Genomic DNA, 24,233 nt, shown 5'->3' with positions numbered 1-24,233 from the left:
TTAAGATCATGAAGCTGACAGTCATTTTGATTTTTTTAGGAACGATGTTCGTGAATGCTTCAACTTTTGCCCAACGGGTTACACTTTATAGTGAGAATTCCAGCTTGGAGATAGCATTAAAGAGCATAAGTCGGCAGACAGGATATGACGTATTATATAACGCCTATATGTTACAAAATGCCAAAAAACTGAATGTAAAGTTAACCGATGTACCGTTGGAAGAGGCCTTGAAGGCGTGTTTTGCTAATCAACCCTTAGCATACGCGATTAGCGATAAGACAATCGTCGTGAAGAAGAAACCTAATTCCGCAAGGCGGTCTGTGCCATCCGTTCCAGAAACAGCAGAAAAGTTGCAAAGGATAGTCACTGGGATGGTATCGGATTCTTTAGGTGTGTTGCAGGGCGTTTCCGTTTTGATTAAAGGTGATGGCGGTCAGGGAACCACAACAGACAGTCAAGGTAAATTCCAGATAGAGATTCCGGACAACAATATCATCTTACTATTCACCATGATGGGCTATGAAACGCAGGAGGTCTCCGTGCTGGATAAAACAGACATAAATATTCGATTAAAGCCCACCCAAGAAGGACTAGAAGAAGTGGTCGTCGTTGGATATGGCACCCAAAATAAAGAAGATGTGACCACAGCGATATCGACTGTAAAAGGCGAAAAACTAGCCGATTTACCTGTAACAAATCCTACACAAGCTTTGGTGGGGCAAGTATCGGGTGTTTACTTGCAACAATCTAGCGGCGCACCAGGAGAAGCCCCTAACGTCCGTATCCGTGGAAGCGGCTCGATCACCAGCGGGAACGGACCATTATATGTTATTGACGGATATCCAACCAATGATGCGTCTCTGCTGAACGCTATCGCCCCACAGGACATTGAAACTATGGATATTTTAAAAGATGCTGCATCCGCAGCCATCTACGGTTCAAGAGCAGGAAACGGTGTCATTATCGTCACCACTAAACACGGCAAATCTGGTACAACCAGATTTTCATTGGACGCTACGACAGGCTTAGAGACCGTTATGAAACGGTATGAATTGATGAACGGAGAAGAGTTTGTAGAAATGGCAAAAGAGGGGCTTACCTATCAGAATAGGCCTATTCCCGATTTTCTTAACCAACCGGAACGTTGGGCAAATACAGATTGGCAAGATGTCATTTTTCAAACGGCACCTTTTAATAATTACCAACTCGGTGCCAGCGGTGGTAGCGACAAGGTACAATACGCCATTTCAGGTTCATTTATCGATCAGCAAGGAACAATAAAAAACTCCTTTATGAAAAGATATAGTTTACGAGGCAATGTCCAAGCCAAGCTGTCTGAGAAATTAAGTATCGGGTTGAATATACAACCGTCCTACACGGAACGACGCGTACAGCAAACGACCGGAGGCAATACGTCGACTGGCGTCGATGGCATTCTGGCAGAGGCTTTAACCATGCCCCCTATCTTACCGGTCTGGCGCGATAATGGGGATTATTTTGTCATCACGCAAGATCCGGAAATGAAGACGATCTTTAACGACGAGCTTTCCAATCCATTGGTGAAGCTTGACGCAAATAAAGATTATTTTTATACCTTCAGACAAACCGGAAATGCCTACCTCGATTATACACCCATACCAGGTCTGAATCTTAATAGCCGCTTTAACGTGGGCATTGTTTCCGAAAAAGAAGAATGGTATGTTGAGCCCTTTTTGGCAAGAGGAAATGGCAATACCGGAAATATCTCTACCCCTAACCTGGCGCAGATCGATGCCCGAAGAAACAATATGACAAATATCAATTGGTATTGGTCTAACACAGCTACTTACGATTTTAATCTAGCAGAAAACCATCATTTTACTGCTTTGTTGGGATATGATGTGGCGCGGCAAAACGATTTTTACGTTATGATCGAACCAAGAACAGACCGCGATAACCCAGTAGCCTTCGTCAATTCGCAAGTAAAAAATGTCATGGGCGCTGTACTGACCCAAGGCACCTCCGAATCACGAGAGTATGTGTTTGACGCCCTCTTTGGACGGATAAATTACAACTATGATAGCAAGTATCTTTTCTCCGCATCGTTGAGACGAGACCGGTCCAGCCGATTCGGACCACAAAATCGCACAGGCGTCTTTCCCTCCGTATCCGTCGGTTGGAATATGCACAAGGAATCCTTCTTGTACGACGTCGGGTTTATTTCTATGTTGAAGGTTCGTGCAAGCTATGGTGAAACGGGGAACGATCAATTACCCGGTTATTATCCTTGGCTAACCACGATGCAGCGAGAATTTTATGTTTTCGGCCATACCGATGCGCAGGTCGTGGCGTATCGCCCAAATGGCTTTTCCAATCGAAATCTAGGCTGGGAGAAAAATAGACAGCTCGATGCCGGGCTGGACGTGGGCCTTTGGGGAAATCGTGTCAACCTTTCCCTAGATATTTATAAACGGAACAGTAACATCATTCTTGCCGCCGATTTGCCGAGCATCAACGGCAAGGCTTCTTCGGTTATTCAGAACATTGGGAATGTACAGAATAAGGGAGCAGAAGTAACCATCAATACGACTAATTTAACATCTTCGTTTCGTTGGAATACCTCCTTCAATATTTCCTTTAACCGAAATAAAATTACCAGTTTAGGAGAAGGACAAACACAGCTCGCGAACCAGGGGGTTGTACGCAACTACGTGGGCAGGCCAATGGGCGACTTGTACACCTATATTGTGGAAGGTACATTTAACAACGACGCTGACCTAGAAAACTATCCCAAACTTGGGTCGCAAGGCATAGGCGATTTACGTTATAAAGACGTTTCAGGACCGGATGGTATACCAGACGGTCGTATTACCGCAGACGACCAGACCTTAGTCGGAAACTACCAGCCCGATTTTATATTCGGTTTAGGAAACACCTTTGCCTACCAAAATTTCGACCTGAATATCTTATTAGACGGCTCTTATGGCGGTGAAGTATTTAGAAGTCAGGAATTGCCTTTGTCTTTAAGTCGATGGTTAGAAAACGGATCTAAAGAATCTTTAGGCCGGTGGCGGTCTGAAAGTGATCCCGGAAACGGACGTTATCATCGTGCAGGGACCACGAATCTGTCTTCGAATATCTCGGCAAGCACCCGTTACATATACGATGGAAGTTTCTTACGGGTACGGAATGTGACGCTGGGTTATACGTTACCCGTAGGCTTACTAAACCGCCTTAACATACAAAAATTTCGGATATTCGCTACAGGTCAAAACCTATTCACATTTACTGAATTCAATGGCTTTGGCAATCCACAAGGCAATGGCGCCGGCGACAATGCGACCAATAACGGCGTAGAGACGGGTACATATCCCATATCCAGAAACCTTTCGTTAGGGATTAACTTAATTTTTTAAATTCATTAACCTTTTTCAGATGAATACGAAACTTTTTCCAGTCATATACTTTATAGTATTGCTCAGCCTGTTTTCATGCAATGCGGATTTTTTTGATAAATATCCCATCGATGAGCCCGCCGAAGATAATTTTTACCAAGACGAAGAAAGTATAAAGCAAGTACTCAATGACGCCTACTTTACGCTTCGCGAAGCGTATCGAAATTACTTTGTCTTTGGCGACCTCGCTTCAGATGATGTATATAACAGTAAATTTAACAACTCGTCTAATCATATAACCATTAACGAATCAAATGTGGTCGCCGACAATGGTTTGGTCAGTGCGATGTGGGATAACGCTTACGCCACCATATCCAGAACGAACTTGGTCTTAGATCACATTGAGGGCATTGCGATGAGCGACGAACATCGATCTCAATATTTGAACGAAGCCAAGTTTCTCCGTGCGCTAATGTATTTCAATTTAGTACGTATTTATGGTGATGTGCCCCTCGTCCTAAAGGATATGGAAGAGCCCTCCGAAGCTTTTGAATTTGGACGAACGTCTCAAGACGAGGTGTATGCACAAATTATTAGCGATTTGACAGATGCGGAAAGCTTGCCCGAATCCTATACGAACAATCAAGACATCGGAAGAGCAACCAAATGGGCGGCAAAAACCTTGTTGGCAAAGGTTCACCTTACTTTGAAACAATACCGTGAAGCGGACAGCAAACTAAAAGAAGTGTTAACCAGTACCCATCACCTTTTACCTTCTTATGCTGCTGTTTTTGCTGCCGATAACCCCAACAACGAAGAAATTATTTTTGCCGTTCAATATGCACGGGGCTTTGATCCTTCGCAAGGGAATCCCTTTGTAGAAGGTGCTTTCGCAAACGAAGATATCGGAATGGGCGTGTTAAAGAGAGGAACCGGAACCTTCCTCATGACCGAAGAATTGTTTAATGAATTTATGCCAAACGATCAACGAACAACCATGATCGAATCGCTAGAAGGTTCTCGACGACGCTATATCTTTACCATGAAATACTATGATACCGGTATGACGTCAACGGTAGACGCCGGAAACGACTGGATCGTATTACGTTATGCGGATGTTTGTTTGATGTATGCAGAAGTACAGAATGAACTCGGTAATACCCCCGAAGCGCTTCCTTATCTGCGCGAAGTAAGGGATCGAGCGGGGTTGAATACCGATCCGGGCTTAGCTAATGCACCTCAAGCGATGCGTCTGGCGATCGAACACGAGAGAAGGCTGGAACTGTTTTGCGAGGGACATCGTTGGTTTGATCTGTTAAGGACCGGTCGATTACAACAGGTGATGAATACACATTTTGACAGCAGTCTTTCCAATGATGAGATCGGCACAAACAGCAATATTGAAGATTACGAGCTACTCTTCCCAATACCGCGGTATCAGATCAATTTAAACCCGGACAAAATCAAACAGAATACGGGGTATTAAACAGTGCATTAAACTTATTTACACGTGAAAAAGAACGATAAATATTATTTCTGGACCATTTTGAGTATTCTTTTCGTCCTGCTGATCAGTCATGTAGACAGCCAAGCCCAAACGAAAGATGTTTTACGCGAGGGATTTGTGGAACCACCCCACGCCGCTATGCCGCGGACATGGTGGCATTGGACAAAAGGTAACATCTCGAAAATGGGTATCACCAAAGACCTTGAATGGATGAAAAGCGTTGGGATTGCAGGTTTTCAGCTGGCAGATGTGGCCGTGGGAACAGGGCAGGAAACAGACGAAAAAATAGACTTTGCTTCCGATAAATGGCTAGATGCCGTACATCATGCTGGCGTCGAAGCGGATCGGCTTGATCTCGAGATGACCATGTTCAGTTCTGCTGGATGGAGCCTTACAGGGGGGCCATGGGTCAAGCCCGAACAAGCGATGAAAAAACTGGTATGGAGCGAGCTGCAACTCGAGGGAGGAATAAATGTGAACACGAAGCTCCCCCTTCCTCCGACGGAAATCGGCCCCTTTAAAAATATGGAAAGAGGGGGGCCAGGTACAATGGAGGACAAAAAATTTTATAAAGATGTGGTTGTCATCGCCTTTCGGACGCCCACCCGTGAATTACTACACTCTGATCGGATGCAGCCCACTATAACCACCTCCAGTGGAGCTGTGGCCGATAGCTTGCTTCTTCATGACGATTTCCATGAAAGCGTGAAAATTAAACCTGGAGCAGATGGCAAGGCTTGGATAACGTATACGTACGCGAACCCCATCCCAGCTAAAAATTTTACGATCGCGGGCCCTGAGGGAATACCCTACGGCCGGCTATTGACGAGCAACGACGGTGAGCATTATACACCATTGGTTATCCTCCCTGGCAAACAAGGTTATCGCGGCGGTAAAGTACGTACATTTTCTTTTCCAGAAGTAACGGCAAAGTATTATCGGTTTGAATTTACCGGTTCCCCTATGACACCAGCTGAAGTCATTTCGGAAGCCCCGCCCACGCCCGATTCCACCTATATCATCAGCCAACTTGTTGTGGAGCAAGGCGGAAGGATCAATAGATGGGAAGATAAAGCCGGATTTAATTTTCTGTTTGAATATGAACACGTGGCTACCCCGACTTACCACGATGACGCCTACATTAAAAGTGCGGATGTGATCAACATTAGCGATAAAATGAGCGAAGACGGTATATTAAACTGGGAAGCCCCTGCCGGTAATTGGACCATCATGCGATTTGGTTATTCCCTAACCGGCGCAAAAAATCGGCCTGCGACGGCAGCAGGTTTAGGTTACGAGGTGGACAAACTGAGCAAAGAACATACAATGGCTTATTTGGATACGTATACCGGCTTATTAAAGAAAGCTTTGGGTAATTTATACGGCACACGATTAACACATTTCATGCTGGATAGCTGGGAAGCAGGGATACAGAACTGGACGGATAAAATGCCAGCAGAATTTCAACAGAAACGACATTACGACTTACTACCCTATATGCCCGCCCTTACGGGAAGAATTGTGGATAACCCTACGGTAAGTGATCGCTTCTTATGGGACTTTCGAAGGACATTAGTAGACATGTTTGCCGAAAACCACTATCAGGTTATCACCGACTATTTACATAAGGATGGATTAAAAACCTATGCCGAGGCCGGTGGTGTCTCTCTCGAATCTATTGAAGATGCGTTGTTAAATAAAAAGTACGTGGACATCCCCATGGGTGAGTTTTGGGTAAGAGATCTCCATCCTACCCCTATGTATGAAGAGGACGTAAAAGGTGCTGTGTCGGCTGCGCATGTATATGGAAAGAAGATTGTAGCAGCCGAATCGTTTACCGGCGGTAATTACGAATCGCCCTACACATTAAAAAAAATAGCGGATTACTATATGGCCAAAGGACTTAACCGTCTAGTCTTTCATACGTCAGCTCACCAACCATTAGACACGAAGCCCGGCAATACCATGGTAGGAACCCATTTCCACCGTAACATTACATGGGCAGACATGGCTAAACCGTTCGTAACCTACTTATCCAGGAACTCCTATATGCTGCAGCAAGGTCTAAACGTAGCTGATATTGCCTATTTATTACCAGAAGGCGCACCTTCCACCATGCCCTTTTGGGGAGAGGGTCTACAACCCAGTCCACCTAAAGGATACCAATTCGATTACATCAACACAGATGCTTTGCTTAGTCGGATGTCGGTAAACCGGACGGGCGAGTTGGTTATGCCAGATGGCACACAATATGGCGTATTGGTTTTACCCCGCATCCAGGAGATGAGCCTGCCGCTTATTCAAAAAATCCATCGACTCGTTGATTCTGGAGCTACGATTGTCGGTCCGAAGCCCATAGCTTCCCCCAGTTTAACGGGGTATCCCGCTTCCGACAAGGAGGTGCGGCATCTTGCTACTGAGCTATGGGGCGATCTGGATGGACAAAGTCGAACAATACGGTATTTCGGAAAAGGAAAAGTATTCTGGGGTAGATCTTTATCGGAGGTTTTAAACAGAAACCAAATACAAAGAGATCTCGATTATAGCGAGCCTCTTAACGGCAAAATTTCATGGAACCATCGGAAAAGTGACGTACTGGACATCTATTTTATCGTCAATGGAAGTGATGAAGCAGAAAGGCTAGATTTACGTTTTAGAGTAGAGGGTAAATATCCAGAAATCTGGTCACCGGATAAAGGTACGATAAAAGCCATCTCCTATAAAGCAGAAAAAGGAACAACGCGGCTACAACTCTCCCTACAACAACGCGAAGCCGTATTTGTCGTGTTCAGCACCGAAAAGACAGCCCAGGTAGAACCCTTGCGGACGCATGGCGTCGAATTGCCTTTCGAATGGACCGACTCCTGGCGGGTAACATTCCCATTAAAAGAAGCAGAGAAAACACGCTCGTTGCCCGATCTCCGATCATGGACTGTCGATGAGGATGAAGACATTAAATATTATTCCGGTACCGCCACGTATTCCAACAGCTTTACAATCCAGACAGACGACCTTCCTCCCGGGGCAAAAATCATGATGGATCTAGGAGACGTTCGTGATATCGCACAAGTATCCTTAAACGGGCACCTCTTGGACACGCTATGGAAAGCCCCCTATCTTCTAGACGTAGGAGAATGGATCCGTGACGACAAGAACATCTTGGAGATTAAGGTCACAAACGAGTGGACCAATAGACTGGTCGGTGATCAACTTTTACCCCCCGAACAACGACACTTAGACGCATTTATCCGGCCATTTGGAGGTAAATACCAGCTAGAGGAAGCCGGCCTTCTGGGAAAAGTAAATTTTTATTTTGTTAAACCTATTACGTCAATAATCCATTGAGATGAAATTTCAAACTTTAATAAGAAAAGTAGGATTTGCCACTATATTCAGTGGCTTTCTATCCTTAATGTCCATTGCACAAACCAAACCAAATGCTCCCGAACTCGTTGCTGGAATTCCCGTTAATTACGAGGAAGCAAACGTAAAGCCGTACGCGCTACCCGATCCGCTTGTCCATACGAATGGAAAGGTAGTAAACAGTGCAGAAGACTGGATAAAGCGGAAACGACCGGAAATTCTGGATTGGTACCAGCGAGCGCAATTTGGTAAAGCCCCTGGGATTCCAGCGGGTTTCCGTGCGGTCGTGACGGATCAAGGGACCCCCGTATTCGGCGGGAAGGCCATCCGCAAACAAGTTACCTTATATTTATATGAAAAATCTGAAGAACCTAAAATCGACCTGGCCCTGTACCTACCTGCCCAACAAGCCGGGCCAGCACCGGTGTTAGTACGGCTGAGCTTTTTTGCCAATGCAACGACAATCGACGACAGCGACCTCCAAAAAGATTCGGTCTGGAATAGCAAGGAAAAAATAAAGGTGGCAGCAGCTTCTTTTCGACAAGACATGGCTTTCCCCGTAGAGGAGTTTATCGAAGCGGGTATTGGCGTGGTCAGCTTATACTATGGTGATATCGAACCTGATTTTAAAGAAGGCATACAATATGGGATAAGAAGCCGGTTTTTGCCACACGACGCTACAACCTTCGCAGCAGATGAGTGGGGAGCCATCAGCGCATGGGCATGGGGACTAAGCCGAGTGATGGATTACCTTGAAAAAGATAAAGATGTTGACAGTAAAAAAGTGGCGATAAACGGGCACTCCCGTTTAGGCAAAACCGTGTTATATGCAGGTGCAAACGATCCTCGTTTTTCTATTGTTATTCCAAGTTGTTCGGGCGAAGGCGGTGCTGCTTTAAGCCGACGAAATTATGGAGAGACGATTGCCCACCTGGTAGCGCCGACACGCTACGCTTATCAATTTAGTGCAAACTATAGTCAGTATCAAGATGACCCCTCCACGATGGAAGTAGATAGCCATATGTTAATTTCATTAATAGCCCCCCGCCCTATCTTATTGATCACCGGTGATAGCGACAAATGGAGCGACCCCAAAGGCGAGTTTTTAGCGGCAGTCGCTGCGGGCCCCGTTTATCGACTCTTTGGAAAAAAGGATCTCGGCACGGATACCCTTCCTCCACTTGACAAACCTATTCTGCATGATGTAGGTTTTTTGATACACAAAGGTGGTCATCAGGTGTTGCCACAGGATATACAAACAATGATTACATTTATGAAAAAGCATTGGCTGAATACGGCACCTGCTGAATAACGTAACCGAAATAAAAGAAAGGCTCAATCAAACCCGATCGGTCTCCAGATTATCCAGCCGTTCGTAGCTGTCGCCATATTTTTTTCGCAACCGTTGTTTCGCTTTTTTAATAGAATCTTGTCCTACGCCCAACAAGTTGGCCATCATTAGATTGTTCAACCCTAACTTCTGTAAAAGTACGATTCGAAGTTGCGACTCGGTGATTCCGGTCAACTCCCGCGTTACATGCTCGTAAAACGCGGGATATTCTACCATGAACGTTGTTCGGAAGCGAGACCAATTCTCCTCGGTCATCAAGTGCTCTTGCAACAATTGTTCCAGCCGTTGGCGTTGATGTTGTGCGTTTGTGGAAGAGGATTTCTGTAAGTGCTCAACCACCTCATTTAATTCCTGGATAGCGGTATTCCGCTCATCCAGGAAAGTAACGTATGTTTGAATCGTTTGCTGCGCCTGCGCGTACTTGCTTTCCGATTTCACTTTCTCCAACTCAAAATTCATAACGATGCGCTCGAACTTCAACTGATGCATCTTCAGCGCCTGCATTTTCGACCGTCGGAGGAAGATGGCTACGACCACCAATAAGAAGCATATGGACAGCAGCGCAATAGCCGTTACTTTCGACTGCTGCAACTTCACTTTCTTGAGCAAGATATCGTTATGGGCCCGAGCCCGCTGTAGCTCGAGATTCACCTTCATCACCACTTCCTTCCCATCGGTTTCTGCTAATCTATTGTTGATCGTCTGCAAATGGCGATGCAACTCCAATTGCGCATTTCGGTCGTTCGATGCTACGGCAACAGCCAACTTCAATGTCGTAATCTCCTGTTCAAAACCCGTAAGATTTGTTCTCATGGCCGCATATGCCTGCGCCCTATCCAGTAGCAAGGTGGCTTCTTCCCATTCTTCGCGATCGACGTAGATTTTCGCCAACCGGATTCGGGCGAACATAGCGTTGCGCTGATCGCCATGCATCTCCGACAACTGGATATCTTCCAATAACATGTGTTCGGCCTTCATCAGATCCTTTTCGTTCAACGCCAACTCGCCCAAAGCTTTCGCATAACGCACCGGATCCCTATCGCGTGCAGCTTCCTTCGAAAAGACAAAGTGCTGTATTGCCCGCTCTTCGTTACCCAAGCTCCGGTATTCGCTACCGAGCGCAAAATGAATAGTGGCATATGCCGAACTTGTCGTATCGACTAATAGCACCGCTTGTGAAAGATAATTCACCGCCAGATCATGATCGCCAATATTGCCAAAAAAATACGCATTCTTGATCAAACAGTCTGCCGGATCGATCAGCTGTTGGGTAGGATTAGCCGTTATACCCCGTGAAGATTTCAAAAAATACGGCAGTGCTTTCTCCAGTTTGGTGAGCTGGTAGTAATAAAAGCCAATTTGGGTATTCGTCCAGATAGAAAGGCTCGGACTCTGCAGTTCGCGCGCAATAGAATCTACCGTTGCAAAAGCTGCTTCTATCTCCGGAAGAGGTGTCGTATGATCGGAAGTAGCCTCTTGCAGACGACTTATTTCCTGGATAACGTGTTCAATTGCCCCATCCGTCGATCCGCCAGACGTGAGCACATCCCCACAGGCCGAAAGGAGCAAAAAAACGACTAAAAAAAGACACAGGTAACGGTGTTTCATCTTCTCGATAAAGCCGCGAAGATACTATATTTTCTGGCTTTCGAATAAAAAAAGTCAAAAGAGCCCTCTAATACTCTCGCTGGAATGCCCGGAAAGACGATCGCAAACCAAACGTAAAAATTGTCGAATGATGGTAATCTCCACTGGCTGTATTTTTATTGCGCCGATCGATTAAACCCAATTCCCAACGCAGGTTATACTTCGGATTCATCACATACGAAAAACGGAATTCATTGTAAAAAAGATTGTTCACATTCCCCTGTCCTATGTGGAAAGCATCGGCTGTCACATCCTCTTTAAAGAGGTCAACGCCGACGTTTTCGGTATCCGATGGGTCAAGCCCATAACGCGCATACATCGTTTGCCCATATATTTCCCACCGGTTCCAACGATACGTGGCGATGCCCAGCACCTCGCGGAAATTAGCCCCCCTGGGATGCGCCAGTGCCTCTCCATTGCTTGTATAATTAATCCGGTTGTTAGGGTGTTGATACGTATAAGGAGCGGCTTGATTATATTCCGCCGTCACATTCAAGTTCGCGACATCAAACAAATCATAGGTCTTTCCACCCAATTGAAAAGCCGTCCGATGGTTGTCGCCACTTCCGAAGCCAAATTTGGAGATATCATCCGCATACAACTGCCCATAGAAGATGTATTTTTTCCAGGGCCGGTATTTCATATTTAAGCCTAGACCGCCGTTCGCTTTTCCACCTGTACCCTGATTGTTCTGTGCCCATATTAAGGAGTGAAACAGTCCGATCGACAACTTTTCGCCTGCAAGGTAATCCACATATTGGAAAGCTCCATATTTGACACCATTTCCCAGTCGCGCTGAAAAAGGATCCTGTGCGTCGGCGACACGTGGATTCCGAAGGTCATTCATGTATGCCCATATGGAATGGTACTGCCAACGTCCGACCGTTCCGGAAAAGCGGGCATGTGTAAAATTATACGGATTATCCGATACTAAAACAGATCTATACCCCTCGCCAATATGAATTTTATCATAGGCTACACTCGCCTGAAATGCATCAGAAAAGTGATATGTCATGTTAGCCGTAGCATTCATCCAGTCGTACTTTCCGGTGTTCAGATTTTTGGAGAATCCCTGCCCCGGTAGATTGCCAATCGCACGAGCCGTACTATCAATAAAGCTTGCGTACCGCGCCTGATTCTCGTAGAAACTGACGAACAACGAAAATTTCTTATTCACCGAAAGACCAGCCTGCGCACCACGTGTATTTGTCCACAACGTTTTGCTATTCGTGCCCCGTTCCGCACCAATAATAAAATCGGGCATAAAGTCTAGATAAAAGATGTGATCGTCCTTCGCCACTTCGATCAGATGTTCATCAAACAACTTCCGGTACCACCAGTTTCTAGCGGTGTCTCTAGGGCCAATTTCGTGTCGTGGATCAATATTCGTTCCTACATAGGGTTTTACCGCAGTATGCATTAAACTATCGGTGTGTATGGAAGACATGTTCCGTTGGTAATGCTCGTAGGAATAGGGCTGGTAATGAATTTGCGATATACTTTCTTTTGCAAATAGCAAACCCAGGACCAGAAATATGAACGGTATATATTTCATTTTGTTACTCTAGCTATAAGCCCAAAAGTACTATTTTAAAAATTAAACGTCCGAAGTTGTTTCGATTTTTTCCTGAGCGTGTAATTTCCCTTCCAATTGGGTTACCTTCTCCATGAGGGTATTGCGCTGCGCTAGAATCTGCGCATTTTTCTCTTCAAGCTCCCGCAATTGATCTTGCAGGCCGATCACTTTTCTCAATAGTGAGTTCTCCTTTACCACGTATTCGTGAACATGGGGGGCTGGTTCAGTCTTCTTCTGGACTAAGGGTGAAATGGATTTCATCCAGTTTAAAATTGTTCGTTTATCTCTTATATCATATTTCTCCATGGCTTCTTCCAACAGTAGTTCTCCTGCAAGAATAGCCTTTACCACCTCTATTTGTGTGTCTTTTCTGCTCTTTTTCATCGTACACGCTCATCTGTATTCTCATAGGGTGAAAGGAATATTCCGTTCAAAAAAAGATATGTCGTATAAACAACATTCCTTCAGGAACGTAGTAATTATTTTTTCTGATTTATTTTACAGAATGCTATTTTCAATTTTTTTATGACCTAATTACACGCCCTTATCACTCTATAACAATGTTTTACGACTATATCTAAAACTACGCCAAAAAAAATATTATTTTCTATTTTATATAGTTGTCTATGCAATAATTGAGTATTTTTTTCAAAGAAAATAGAACCCAACAACCTTTATTATATTACCCTTAGGACCGGCTCATGTGGAAGGTTCGCAACTGCTACTATATATTTTGCTATAGGATGTCTTTTCACTTATTTTAACATATTTACTTTAAACAGCAAGAGACATTTTTAAGAATACGACGGGGTGTCAGTTTTTTGATATGCAGACACCTTAGGATACCTTTCACAGCAACAGCTGCAAAGAATAATCCTAAGGTTAAGCTGATTTTGATAAACTTTTAATAGCCGGGATTTTGATACATTTTGTCCGGATTCAATTGATACTCGTCAAATGGAATAGGGTAATATCTGTCTTTAGTTGAAATGTTCGATAACAAGGCATTGCCATAGTCAGCTTGACTCTTTGCCTTAAAGTAATTCACCAATTCTTGCGCATCGAAATTGCGGATCAGGTCAAACCAACGATGATTTTCGAAAGCCAATTCTACCCGGCGCTCGTGCAAGATTGCCTCTTTCAGCGTGGGGTATTTACTGTTGTAGCTGGCATTGTTCCTCGATACCGCATACGCAGGCAAACCTGCCCGTTCACGAACCTGGTCGAGTAATGCGATAGCTTCAGCATCTTTCCCTAAGTTCATTTTAGCCTCTGCCAACAGCAACATCACATCCGCATACCGAATCAGTACCCAGTCATTCCCTCCCCAACCTTGGTCTCCCGCCTCGTTACTATTGTCGCGAAATTTCGTGATGAACCAATCATTTACTTGTGCATCTGCAGCAAATTTAATGGAGAAATCTTTTCTGATGTCATTTTCTTCATAGTCCTTTACCAAATCTTTGGTCAGATTACCCCCTGATCCCGTAGAAGGGTATCTGGAGTTGACCGTTTCGCCACGCGCCTGATTATTACGAGCGATCGACGAGCTGTAGTTTTGATCGCCCTGCAAATACTGTACTTGAAAAATCAATTCCTTACAGTCCATCTTCCTATCCACATCAAAAACTTGGGCATATGGTATTTCATTCAATTTACCAAACGTACGCATGTTATATGCAGCTGTCAGGTATTGCTCGGCCAGTCTAAAATCATCGGCACCACCATTCTCAAGCGTTGCGCCCATGGTGAGATATACGTGACCAAGAATAGCGTTAACAGCTGCTTTGGATGCTCTGCCGACTTCGTATTCCTGCTGCGTATCGGGTAAATCACTACCCACTGCATCCGTGAGATCAGCGACGATTTGTTGGTATACTGCTGCTTCAGGTTGCCTGAACGCCAGCTCATTGGCCTGATCCTTACTCGTTACCTCTACCGTGGATATCGGAAGGTCACCAAATTTACGTACCAAATGAAAGTATAGCAGGGCCCGAACAAACTTCGTTTCTGCGATGTAACGTCCCTTTAAACCCTCGGTCGTGAAAGTAACCTGGTCTATTCTGGATAATATCGTGTTACAACGCGCTATTCCCTGGAACATATCCGCCCAATGATCCTTCAGATAGGGGTTACTCGGTGCAATAGAAAAATCATTGAACTGGAAAGGTAAACCCGCATTAGATTGATTATCGTTTCTACCCGTATTGTCCGAACGCTCTTCACTAAACAGCGCACTCCCTTCGCCCAGCGTGTTGCCTTTCCGTAAAACTTGGTATAAACCATTCACCGCCAGCAGCACGTCGTTTTCGGTTTCAAAAAACTTTTCTACCGTCACCCTATTCGGATCCAGTTGGTTCAGAAAATCCTGCTTACAAGAAGCTAAGCTCAACAACATAAACGGTAATATATATCTTTTCTTCATTATCTTATCTTTTAACAACATGCTAGAATGTAACTTTCAAACCTAAATTATAGCCTCTAACCAGCGGGTACAATCCATAATCTACCCCTGGTGTCAGGTTTCCACGTTGATTGTAATCGGGTTCCGGATTATATCCTTTATACTTCGTGATGGTAAACGGATTCTCTACACTCGCATATATACGCACACCGGCAATCCGCAGTTTCTCTGTCAAATTATACGGCAGATTATAGCCTAACATCACGTTGGTCATGCGTAAGAAAGAACCATCCTGCAAGTAGAAAGTAGAAAGTCGCGTATTGTTACTCTGCGTGCCTGCACGAGATGCGCGATATACCTTACCATTCCCCGGATTCTCAGCCGAACGGTACCGTTGTGCTACGTCCGCATATTGATTACCCGATCCTTCCATATTATACAAATAGTAATCATAACCATCCAACACCATATTACCCTGTGAGCCATTGAATGAAGCACGAACATCAAAATTTTTATAGCTCGCGTTAAATGCAAAACCATAGGTAAAATCAGGGTGCGGATTGCCAATAATACGCTTGTCCGCATCGTTTACGACACCATTTCCATCCACATCTTCGAAATAAAGATCACCCGGTTGGATCGGATTGGTAGAACCTGCGGATGGTGCCAGATCACGATAGTTCTCTTCGGTAGCGATACCCAACACTTTAAACCCGTAGAACATACCGATTGGACTTCCTTCCTGCGTAATATGTGTCAGGTACGAACGCTCAGCGCCATTGGTCGTGATGGTCGCGGCACCGCCTAAGTCAAGCACCTTATTACGGTTGACGTTGATATTTCCGCTAAAACCAAGTTGAAAATCCCGCTTCCTAATCAATGTGGCATCCAATTGAATATCAAACCCTTTATTTTCTACTTTACTGTTGCGCATATTCGTCAGGATGGAGGTCGTCCCTGATATAGCAGAAACAGGCTCGTTGAACAAAAGGTTAAACGAACGACTTCTGTAGAGGTTCGCCAGCACATTCACACGACCATTCCAAAGACCGATATCGATCCCGCCATTGTATTGCGAAGTAGACTCCCATCCTAAGCCTAAATCCTGAAAACTATCCGACCAATAACCCGTTACCACACGATCGTCGATAATCAATCCATTTGGCGAGCTCATCGTGGTGCTATGTCTATAATCCCCAATATTATTGTTTCCGCTCAAGCCCCAACTTGCACGCAATTTGATGGAAGAACCTGCGCCCAACCAATCCGTATAGAAGTCTTCATTGGAGAGTGTCCATCCGGCAGATACCGAAGGAAAGGTCCCCCATTTGGAGTCCGGGCCGAATCGAGATGAACCATCCGTACGGAACGATGCAGATAAAAAGTACTTCGCATCATAGTTATACATCACACGGCTAAAATAAGACTGCAATGTCGTGATCCGTTTAAATGTTTCTGGATTGGTGAGGCTTCCGGGAATCAACTCGAAATTAGTTGGATTAGCCCCTTTATCTGTTATTTCACCGATCTTATCGTGTTGGAAGCCGTTTGCGCGCATCAAGATCTGATCGATATCCGTACGTTGCGCAGAATAACCCAGCAAGGCGTTGAGTTGATGCTTTTCCTTAAACGTTCTATTAAACGTCAACGTAGCTTCCACCAGTTTGTCTATTTCGCCTCTTGTTTTTGCATCTGCGTACGCGGCATTGATTGCCTGGCTGGAGAACGGCGGATTGTTCCCATTGGAGATACTTGTCGGACGGTAATAATCGTATTTCTCATCATATGTCGATAACCCACCGTTTATCTTCAAATTTAGTCCCGATATAATTTCGAAATCGGCAAAGGCGTTATACAACCCCCGTTTACCTCGACGATTATTCTTAATTTGCGTAACATAAGCCAATGGGTTCTCCGGATTCTGGATACCGTAATTGTTTGCAGACAAATCTGCCATCAAGTATTGCGCATAGCTACCGTCTTCCTGATAGACGGGAAGCGTTGGCAAATAAATAAGCGCGGCCATAGAGGGGCTGCGATCATATCTTCCGGTCGTGACTTCATTGTTGTCGTTGTATGTAAAAGACACATTTGCCCCCACCGTTAGGCGGTCGCTAACCTTCGCGTCCAGATTCGTACGGAAATTGAAGGTCTGTTGATCCGTGCCCAGCATGATCCCTTTTTGATTTTGATACGAAGCGCTGGCTAAATAGCGTGCTTTGTCCGTTCCACCATACGCCGATAGGTTGTGTCGCTGAAACGGCGCATTGCGATACAAGGCATCCTGCCAATCCGTATCATATGTTGACGGCTTTGCTTGTCCTGTCGCAAAATCATAGTATTCTTCCGGAATGGTGACCGAACCCGCATTTCCAGGGACACGTTGTACCCGTGTTGTGTTATCATCCATACGCATCGCGTCAGACCAAGTACCTCCACCATTGACAATCAAATCCCGGTAGGCGTTGTTCCGGCCGTCGATCAACAGATCGATATACTCTTCCGCGTTGAGCAAGTCTATTTTTTTGGAAAGCTGACCAAAGCCCGTCAACAACTCGTAATCTACATTGCTCTTTCCTTCTTTACCTCGTTTGGTCGTGATCAAAACAACCCCTCCCGCCGCACGGGAGCCATAAATGGCTGCCGAAGCCGCATCTTTCAACACGTCGATCGTTTCAATATCATTGGGATTTATATTTAGATTGTTTCCTGCGGGGTAGCCATCGATCACGTACAAAGGATCGGATGAAGCATTAATAGACCCCATCCCGCGCACACGGATCTTCGTCCCATCATAAGGCGCTCCAGAAGTTTGCATAATCTGCACCCCGGCCACCTTGCCCACCAAGGCTTGCGACAATTTTGGAGACGACAAATTGAGCTCTTCCGCCTTTACACTGGCAATCGCTCCGGTAACATCCGATTTGCGTACGCGTTGATAGCCGATGGATACCAGGACCTCATCGATCTCTTGCGATTGCGACGCTAACGTGAAGAGGATATTCTGGTTCGTGGATGCTTCTTGCGTAGCTGGGCTAAAGCCGATAAAGTTGGCCGATAGCGGATCCCCTATGGTCCCTTGAATTGCAAAAGCACCATCCATACCCGTTTGCGTCGAAACCTTTGTCCGGGTATTGACGACCGTTGCGCCCGCAATGGGATTCCCCTGCGTGTCTACTACGTTTCCTCTTAAATACTGTTGTTTTTCATCAACTTGATTGATGCGGGTATTGACTTTGACGAAATGAGCGCTTGCCGGTAGAGAGGCCGCACCCAAAGAAAGCAATAACCAAAGAACTTTGGATCGTTTCAAATACATTTCTCGCTTAATATTTGCGACAAACCTAGCGGTTTATTGTTAACGCTACATTAACTTCGTTTTACGGAATAGTTAGTGATACAACAAATGAGTCTTACAACTATAAAATACTAACGTTAGTGTCAAACGAATTTTAGAATATTTTTCGATTTAAACCTTAAAGCACTGATAATGTGAGGAATTATTTTTGAAATCGTCACCATAAATTCTATATATTTAAATAATATGCAGATTATTTAAAGTAAAATGCTTTTGGATTCGTCTACCTATACATGGACCGGGCAGAGCAACAAATAATGTCAGCGAGAGATACAAAATCTTTTACAGAAACCGTCAAGACGTATGGCGCCCAATTACTACGCTTTGTGAAAGCGAGAGTCAAACGTACTGCTGAAGCTGAAGACATTCTGCAAGAAGTTTGGTATCAGTTTTCAAGGGTTACCGATATAGACGATTTGGGTAATGCCGGGGCATGGCTTTATTCGGTAACTAGAAATAAAATTACAGACTCTTATCGAAAAAAGAAGCATGAATCACTAGAAGAACTCGCTGGTGAAGGAGATGATGAATCATTCTCTATAGCCCATCTCCTCGTTGCGGATGAATCCAGTAATCCGGAACTCAAGATGTTTAAAGAGATTTTTTGGGATGAGTTGATGAAAGCCTTGGACGAGTTGCCGGAGAAGCAAAAGAAAGTATTTGTTATGAATGAAATCGAGGATATGGCCCTCCAAGAGATCGCCAATCAAGAAAATGAAAACCTTAAAACCATTATCAGTCGAAAAAGCTATGCTGTTAAACATTTGCGTCTTCGCTTGAGGGGGTTGTATGATGCGTTAAATTCTTAAAATTAAATAGTGATGAAAAGATTTATGAGTAGCAAAAGAAAGGGTAAAAAGATTTTTATAGGACTCGCCATTGTAGTCTTCTTCTTCCTGATAATTGCCCTGCTCCAATTTCTATGGAATACTTTAGTCCCTGAAATCTTTGGGTTTAAAGCTATTAGTTACTGGCAAGCCTTGGGGTTATTCCTATTATCTAAATTATTATTTGGCCGAGGATTCGGTAGGCCGGGTGGTTTCAGAAGCAGGTTTAAAAATAGAGGTATGAACAGGGAAGACATTTCGGAAGAAGATCGTCAGCGGTTGCGTGAGGAATGGAAACGGCGCTTTGATTCACGTTGTAAATTTTAGGCTTGGAGAAAAATTGGAAAAAAATCAAAAAAGTTTAAAGTAAAAGCTTCCTCTTGTACGTCTACTACTACAAAGGCCTTTACAAAATAAATAATTCAAAGAACATGAAAAATAAATTTCAATTTTTACTACCCAGATTACTCCTCATAACGGCAGGAGTTGGATTAGTTACCATAGTGATAGGGGCGATATTTAAAATCCTCCTGCTCGCAACGGCATTATTTACAATCGGTACTTTAGTGCACGCAAAGATCCAGAAGCGTAGAGTGAAAGCAGCTTCTATGTCACAAGGAGCAATACAGCCTGGCTTATATGCGCATAGCGGTCCGCAACATGCAGTTATGCCATTCGAAAATTCCTTACAGGCGAATACTCCGAAAATTGTCCCTATTTATTAACGCATTAAAAGAAAAAAAAATGTTTAGAAAAGATGCATACAACAGCGAAAATCAAGGCCTAGGCAGGAACTGCCGTGGGGATTTTAGAAGAAAGTTTGAAAAATTACAACATCACCTGTTCAACGATTCAACTCCTTTTGGCAGCAAAGGTGATCAGAAAACTTATATTCCGGTAAATATCGCGGAGAACGATGAATTCTATCAAATCCAAGTATTTGCAGCAGGCAGAAAAAAAGATCAATTTCAAGTAAATATCACAGAGCAGGTGCTCACGATTACTTGCAAAGAGGCAGAAATAGAATCGGGGTTAAAATATGTTTACCAAGAACAACACGTAGGTGCTTTTAAACGTGCATTTCGATTACAAGACGATTTACTAATTGAAAATGTGCACGCAAGCTACGAAGAAGGGATCTTGACAGTTATTTTGAAAAAAGATCCAGATAAAATGCCTGTGGGACAAGAAGTTTTAGTATCCTAACACCTAACGTAAAATGGGTACTTATAGGTACTTCAGCTATGGGTAAATCATAATGTTTAAGCCTCGGATACGACCGAGGCTTAAGCATTAAAATAAATCCGATCGTTATTGCTTGTGCAACTTACCTATTCCCTTTACATAGGAAGCTTCGATCTCAATTCCTTTTGTAGCTGTTGCTGTAGGGATATCGATTTGATAGATATGTAATGATGCCCCTACTTTCGCTGGTAGATAAGCTTTATCGCCATCCACAAAGGCAGGCTCGGAATACTGATAGATCGGTGCATCCTTCACGGGTGTAATGGTTTCCGCTTCCAAGTCCACAATAACGAACGTCAGGTTGGTTTGATCCCACTGGCCATTTTGTTCGGCTGTATACTTCTGGGCGAGTAATTTATTATTACCGATGTAGGTTGCTTTAATAAACTTACCGCCATTTGGTTTGTCTTCGGTTGTAAAATGATAGCCTTGATCAAACTCGGCCCTACCTGCTTTGATACGTAGAATACCACCTTCTTTATAATTTCCTTTTGGGTCGAATCCATAGCCACCGTGATAAACCGTATACACGTCGCCATTCTCTGCCGTGAAGATACCCGATATGTTGACAGGAGCCCCGGCTGGACCGGTACGGGTGTCTTTGATAACGGTTTCCAGTTCAAATTCTGGATAGCTATATACCGCAACGTAGTTCGTGTCTAAATTCGGGCTAACGCCGTTGGCATACGGAAAAACAGTTTGGTATGCCCGGTTGCCGCTGACCGCCAAGCCGGTATGGCGCCAGCCGTGTTTGTTTTCCGCATCTTTGTACACCTCTTTGGCTGGTATCTTCACCGTTTTATTAACGCTGTACCCATCGGCATCAACTTCAAAAAACTCCATGTTACCGTCAAATTTATCGTCCACCACCAGTTTAGCGCCCAACAAGGTTTTGTCATTGTTGACGCTCAGGTAATCGTCGGCTCCATAGCTGAAAGCGAGTCCTGTTTTGGCCGTCAGTCGGCTTTCGTTATTAATGTAATACGCATCGACGTTGTTGACACCCAATCCGCCGATGGAATAAAAGTAATTGTTGATGTTCAGGTATTCGCGGTAACCCTCTTGCAGGATACCATTATTCAACAGGGAAATCTTGCCATTCAACAGGTCCTTGGTATGCACGATATAGTTGATATAATCGGTACCGGCCTCTACACCTACGCCTAAAACGTAAGCTTGACCACCTTCAATTATCGGTTCGTTGGGGCGGTCATTACCCCCATTGTCATCTTTACTGCAAGAAGAGGCAGCCACTGCAAAGCCTAAAGCCAAGGCCACATTCCTGTATTGTTTTAACTTTCTCATCGTCATTTATTTTTGTATAAAGTATCTAATTTTTACGTTGAAGGAGCGTCCGGGTTTCTGCATCTTATAGTTGTCAAACAGCCGACTATTCGTTAGGTTATGGCATTCGACGGCAATGTTGTATTTGCCCTGGCCGATGCTGTAATCTGCCAGAATGCTGTGTGCAAACTGCCGCGGGATCATGTCGGGATTATTAGCGCCCAGCTGTTCTGGAGTAAGGTAGTATTCCTCAATAAAATTGAGGCGGTACTGGATGTTGGCCGCTCCCCCTTTGCCGCCCACTTTCGGTAACTGCAGCCCCAGATCAAAATTACCAAAGAGATAAGGTATATTGGGCACTTTGTACCCGTAATTGAGGTTCGGTTGGGTGGTCTCGCCACTCAGATTTCCACCTGTCGTAAATTCCGTTTTATCAATGATATTTTGATAGCTTAGATTGACGCTGCTGTAGAGCCTGTTTTTCCAGTTGTAGCGTATCTCGCCTTCTATACCCGTTGTTCTGACATCGCCTACGTTGATAAATTTACGGCCCGTGGGTTGGTTCCGGCCTTGCTCCTGCCGGATGAAGTCGGTAGAATTCCGGTAAATAAAATTGGCTTCCGTCTGGAAGTTATGTGCTTGATTGACGGTAAAGGCATATAATCCTCCAATATTGATGTTATCGCTTTTTTCTGGCGTTAGGGTTTCATTGCGAATGGTGAACAGTCCATCCCCCAGCAGTTCCAGCGGTTCAGGCAGACGATAAGCATGTTCGTAGGAAGCTTTTAACTGCATACGGGGCAGTAAAAAATAAGTTCCTGCGAGGCCATACCCCACATTATCCTGGTTGGTGGCTATCTCGGCATACTCTGCGGTTTGTGTTTGGGAGATATTCTCGAACGACTCGGCATGGAGCCCATAATATTTGGCAAATACGTTGGTGCGCAATGCGCCAAAACGACTGTCCAACCCGAATCCGAGGTTTTGTTTCTGCAGGCGCTGCGGCATGGTATAAGCCACATTATTCGGCTGTTCAACATCACTGGACTTCCGCTTAAAGTCTGTTATTACGTAGTTTAGGGACAGCCGGTGGTCATGGTGCAGCGCATAAGCGAGATTGGCAGTCAGCAGGCTTTCGCCATCGCGCTGGCGCAGCTGGGTACGCTGGCGTTCGGCTCCGCCACTGCGAGGCGTGGTTTCCTGCAGCCAGTTGTAGGTAAGCCCAACGGTATCGACAAAATGATTGCGGGTACTGTTGTAGGCAGCATAGAGGTTGAAATCCAATCCGTCCACAAACAGGTTGTCTTTTTTATATTTCAAGGTCGGAATGACCGAATTACTCGACTGGGTCATCGCACCAAATACTTGGTCCATCACCACACCGGTTTGGATATCTTTATCATTCTGCCCCGCTAGAAGCCCAATAAACAACTGATCGGCAAAGGGTTTATCACGCACACCGACCTCTATCTGGCCTCCCAGCGAGCTGTAGCCGTCGTGGAAGCGTTTTACCTCTTGTTCCGGGAGCTTGACATTGCCCCTGATCGGTTCCACGTTCACTTTATAGTTGTTGTCGGAGTAATTGTAAAATCCATTGAACCGGATAGCCAAACCTGTTTTTTCATTCGTATAAGCACCGTTCAAACCGGCCTTGTGGGTATTGAAGGATCCCACACTATACGAGACATCCATATAATTGAGGTTGCGGCGGGTAACCATATTGATGGCTCCGCCGAGGGCATCCGCACCCAACGAAACGGGTACGACGCCTTTATAGACTTCAATTCTTTCTGCCATGTTCGCCGGAAAATTATTGAGCGAGAACGACGAACCAAAGTTATCCATCGGGATACCATCCAGGAAAAACTTGAGGGACTTACCGCTGAAACCGTTCAAAGAAAAATTGAAATTGGAACCGAGCCCACCATCTTCGCGGACACGGATGCCCGTGGTACGCGTTAATAGCTGGTTGATATCCAATGAAGAATTAAAATATTGTTTGGTTTCTACGACATTGACATTAAAAGGTTCCTCCTTAATTTCACGGGATTCCGTTTTTTTATGGATATGAACCGCATCGATTTCTTTTTGCTGTGATACGGTTCTGGTTGTATCTTGTGCTATCGCCAAGCGGCTGTGCATTGTCCAAATTAAGGGTAGTAACAACAGAACCCGTATGCCTTTTGGATAAAGAGTCATCTTTTTTACCATCATTTTCCACCTATCTATAGAGGAGTTATTATATTTGTGGGCAAATATAATATTATTTAGACTGAATTTAAACAAAAACAAGGATC

Annotated in this window: 14 protein-coding genes; 7 read left to right on the top strand and 7 right to left on the bottom strand. The window is 44.6% G+C overall.

Annotation, left to right across the window (positions count from 1 at the left end; genetic code table 11):
* The first annotated feature begins 8 nt into the window (after positions 1 to 8).
* From H8B17_RS17215 to H8B17_RS17200, 4 genes are read left to right on the top strand one after another with little or no spacing between them, the layout of a single operon-like run.
* Positions 9 to 3,395: a TonB-dependent receptor gene (locus H8B17_RS17215; protein ID WP_190310476.1), complete on the top strand. Its 3,387-nt coding sequence runs from the start codon at positions 9 to 11 to the stop codon at positions 3,393 to 3,395.
* A gap of 19 nt (positions 3,396 to 3,414) precedes the next feature.
* Complete coding sequence (locus H8B17_RS17210; protein WP_190310475.1) at positions 3,415 to 4,860, top strand: RagB/SusD family nutrient uptake outer membrane protein; 1,446 nt, start codon at positions 3,415 to 3,417, stop codon at positions 4,858 to 4,860.
* Between the two features lie 24 nt (positions 4,861 to 4,884).
* Positions 4,885 to 8,226, top strand: coding sequence for a glycosyl hydrolase (locus H8B17_RS17205; protein ID WP_190310474.1), 3,342 nt, complete (start codon positions 4,885 to 4,887; stop codon positions 8,224 to 8,226).
* Position 8,227: 1 nt separating this feature from the next.
* Positions 8,228 to 9,556, top strand: coding sequence for a glucuronyl esterase domain-containing protein (locus H8B17_RS17200; RefSeq protein WP_190310473.1), 1,329 nt, complete (start codon positions 8,228 to 8,230; stop codon positions 9,554 to 9,556).
* Positions 9,557 to 9,583: 27 nt separating this feature from the next.
* Here H8B17_RS17200 and H8B17_RS17195 read toward each other — a convergent pair whose 3' ends face one another.
* The 5 genes from H8B17_RS17195 to H8B17_RS17175 form a co-directional block, all read right to left on the bottom strand.
* A complete protein-coding gene (locus H8B17_RS17195; protein WP_190310472.1) occupies positions 9,584 to 11,203 on the bottom strand; it encodes a tetratricopeptide repeat protein in 1,620 nt (539 codons plus the stop codon).
* A gap of 67 nt (positions 11,204 to 11,270) precedes the next feature.
* Positions 11,271 to 12,797 carry a gliding motility protein RemB gene (locus H8B17_RS17190; RefSeq protein ID WP_190310471.1) on the bottom strand — a complete coding sequence of 509 codons (1,527 nt, stop codon included), beginning with the start codon at positions 12,795 to 12,797 and terminating at the stop codon, positions 11,271 to 11,273.
* A gap of 42 nt (positions 12,798 to 12,839) precedes the next feature.
* The gene (locus tag H8B17_RS17185) at positions 12,840 to 13,202 is read right to left on the bottom strand and encodes a hypothetical protein (RefSeq protein ID WP_190310470.1); all 363 of its coding nucleotides are present in this window, start codon (positions 13,200 to 13,202) and stop codon (positions 12,840 to 12,842) included.
* Positions 13,203 to 13,722: 520 nt separating this feature from the next.
* On the bottom strand, positions 13,723 to 15,243 hold the full coding sequence (locus tag H8B17_RS17180; protein WP_190310469.1) for a RagB/SusD family nutrient uptake outer membrane protein: 1,521 nt from the start codon (positions 15,241 to 15,243) through the stop codon (positions 13,723 to 13,725).
* A 22-nt stretch (positions 15,244 to 15,265) separates the two neighbouring features.
* Positions 15,266 to 18,541, bottom strand: coding sequence for a SusC/RagA family TonB-linked outer membrane protein (locus H8B17_RS17175; RefSeq protein ID WP_190310468.1), 3,276 nt, complete (start codon positions 18,539 to 18,541; stop codon positions 15,266 to 15,268).
* A 296-nt stretch (positions 18,542 to 18,837) separates the two neighbouring features.
* On the opposite strand from H8B17_RS17175, the gene H8B17_RS17170 reads away from it, so the two are divergent.
* From H8B17_RS17170 to H8B17_RS17160, 3 genes are all read left to right on the top strand, one after another.
* Positions 18,838 to 19,389, top strand: a complete 552-nt coding sequence (locus tag H8B17_RS17170) for an RNA polymerase sigma factor (protein WP_190310467.1) — start codon at positions 18,838 to 18,840, stop codon at positions 19,387 to 19,389.
* Between the two features lie 12 nt (positions 19,390 to 19,401).
* Entirely contained in the window at positions 19,402 to 19,734 is a 333-nt protein-coding gene (locus tag H8B17_RS17165) for a hypothetical protein (RefSeq protein WP_190310466.1), read from the top strand.
* A 417-nt stretch (positions 19,735 to 20,151) separates the two neighbouring features.
* Positions 20,152 to 20,613 (top strand): Hsp20/alpha crystallin family protein, encoded by a 462-nt coding sequence (locus tag H8B17_RS17160; protein ID WP_190310465.1) that lies wholly within the window; start codon positions 20,152 to 20,154, stop codon positions 20,611 to 20,613.
* A gap of 105 nt (positions 20,614 to 20,718) precedes the next feature.
* Here H8B17_RS17160 and H8B17_RS17155 read toward each other — a convergent pair whose 3' ends face one another.
* Positions 20,719 to 21,957, bottom strand: coding sequence for a DUF4374 domain-containing protein (locus H8B17_RS17155; RefSeq protein ID WP_190310464.1), 1,239 nt, complete (start codon positions 21,955 to 21,957; stop codon positions 20,719 to 20,721).
* 6 nt (positions 21,958 to 21,963) lie between these two features.
* On the bottom strand, positions 21,964 to 24,150 hold the full coding sequence (locus H8B17_RS17150) for a TonB-dependent receptor (RefSeq protein ID WP_190310463.1): 2,187 nt from the start codon (positions 24,148 to 24,150) through the stop codon (positions 21,964 to 21,966).
* Positions 24,151 to 24,233: the final 83 nt, after the last annotated feature.

This window comes from Sphingobacterium arenae (assembly GCF_014692505.1).
In the GTDB taxonomy this organism is placed as follows: domain Bacteria; phylum Bacteroidota; class Bacteroidia; order Sphingobacteriales; family Sphingobacteriaceae; genus Sphingobacterium; species Sphingobacterium arenae.
This window is presented reverse-complemented; position numbering and strand designations above follow the sequence as displayed.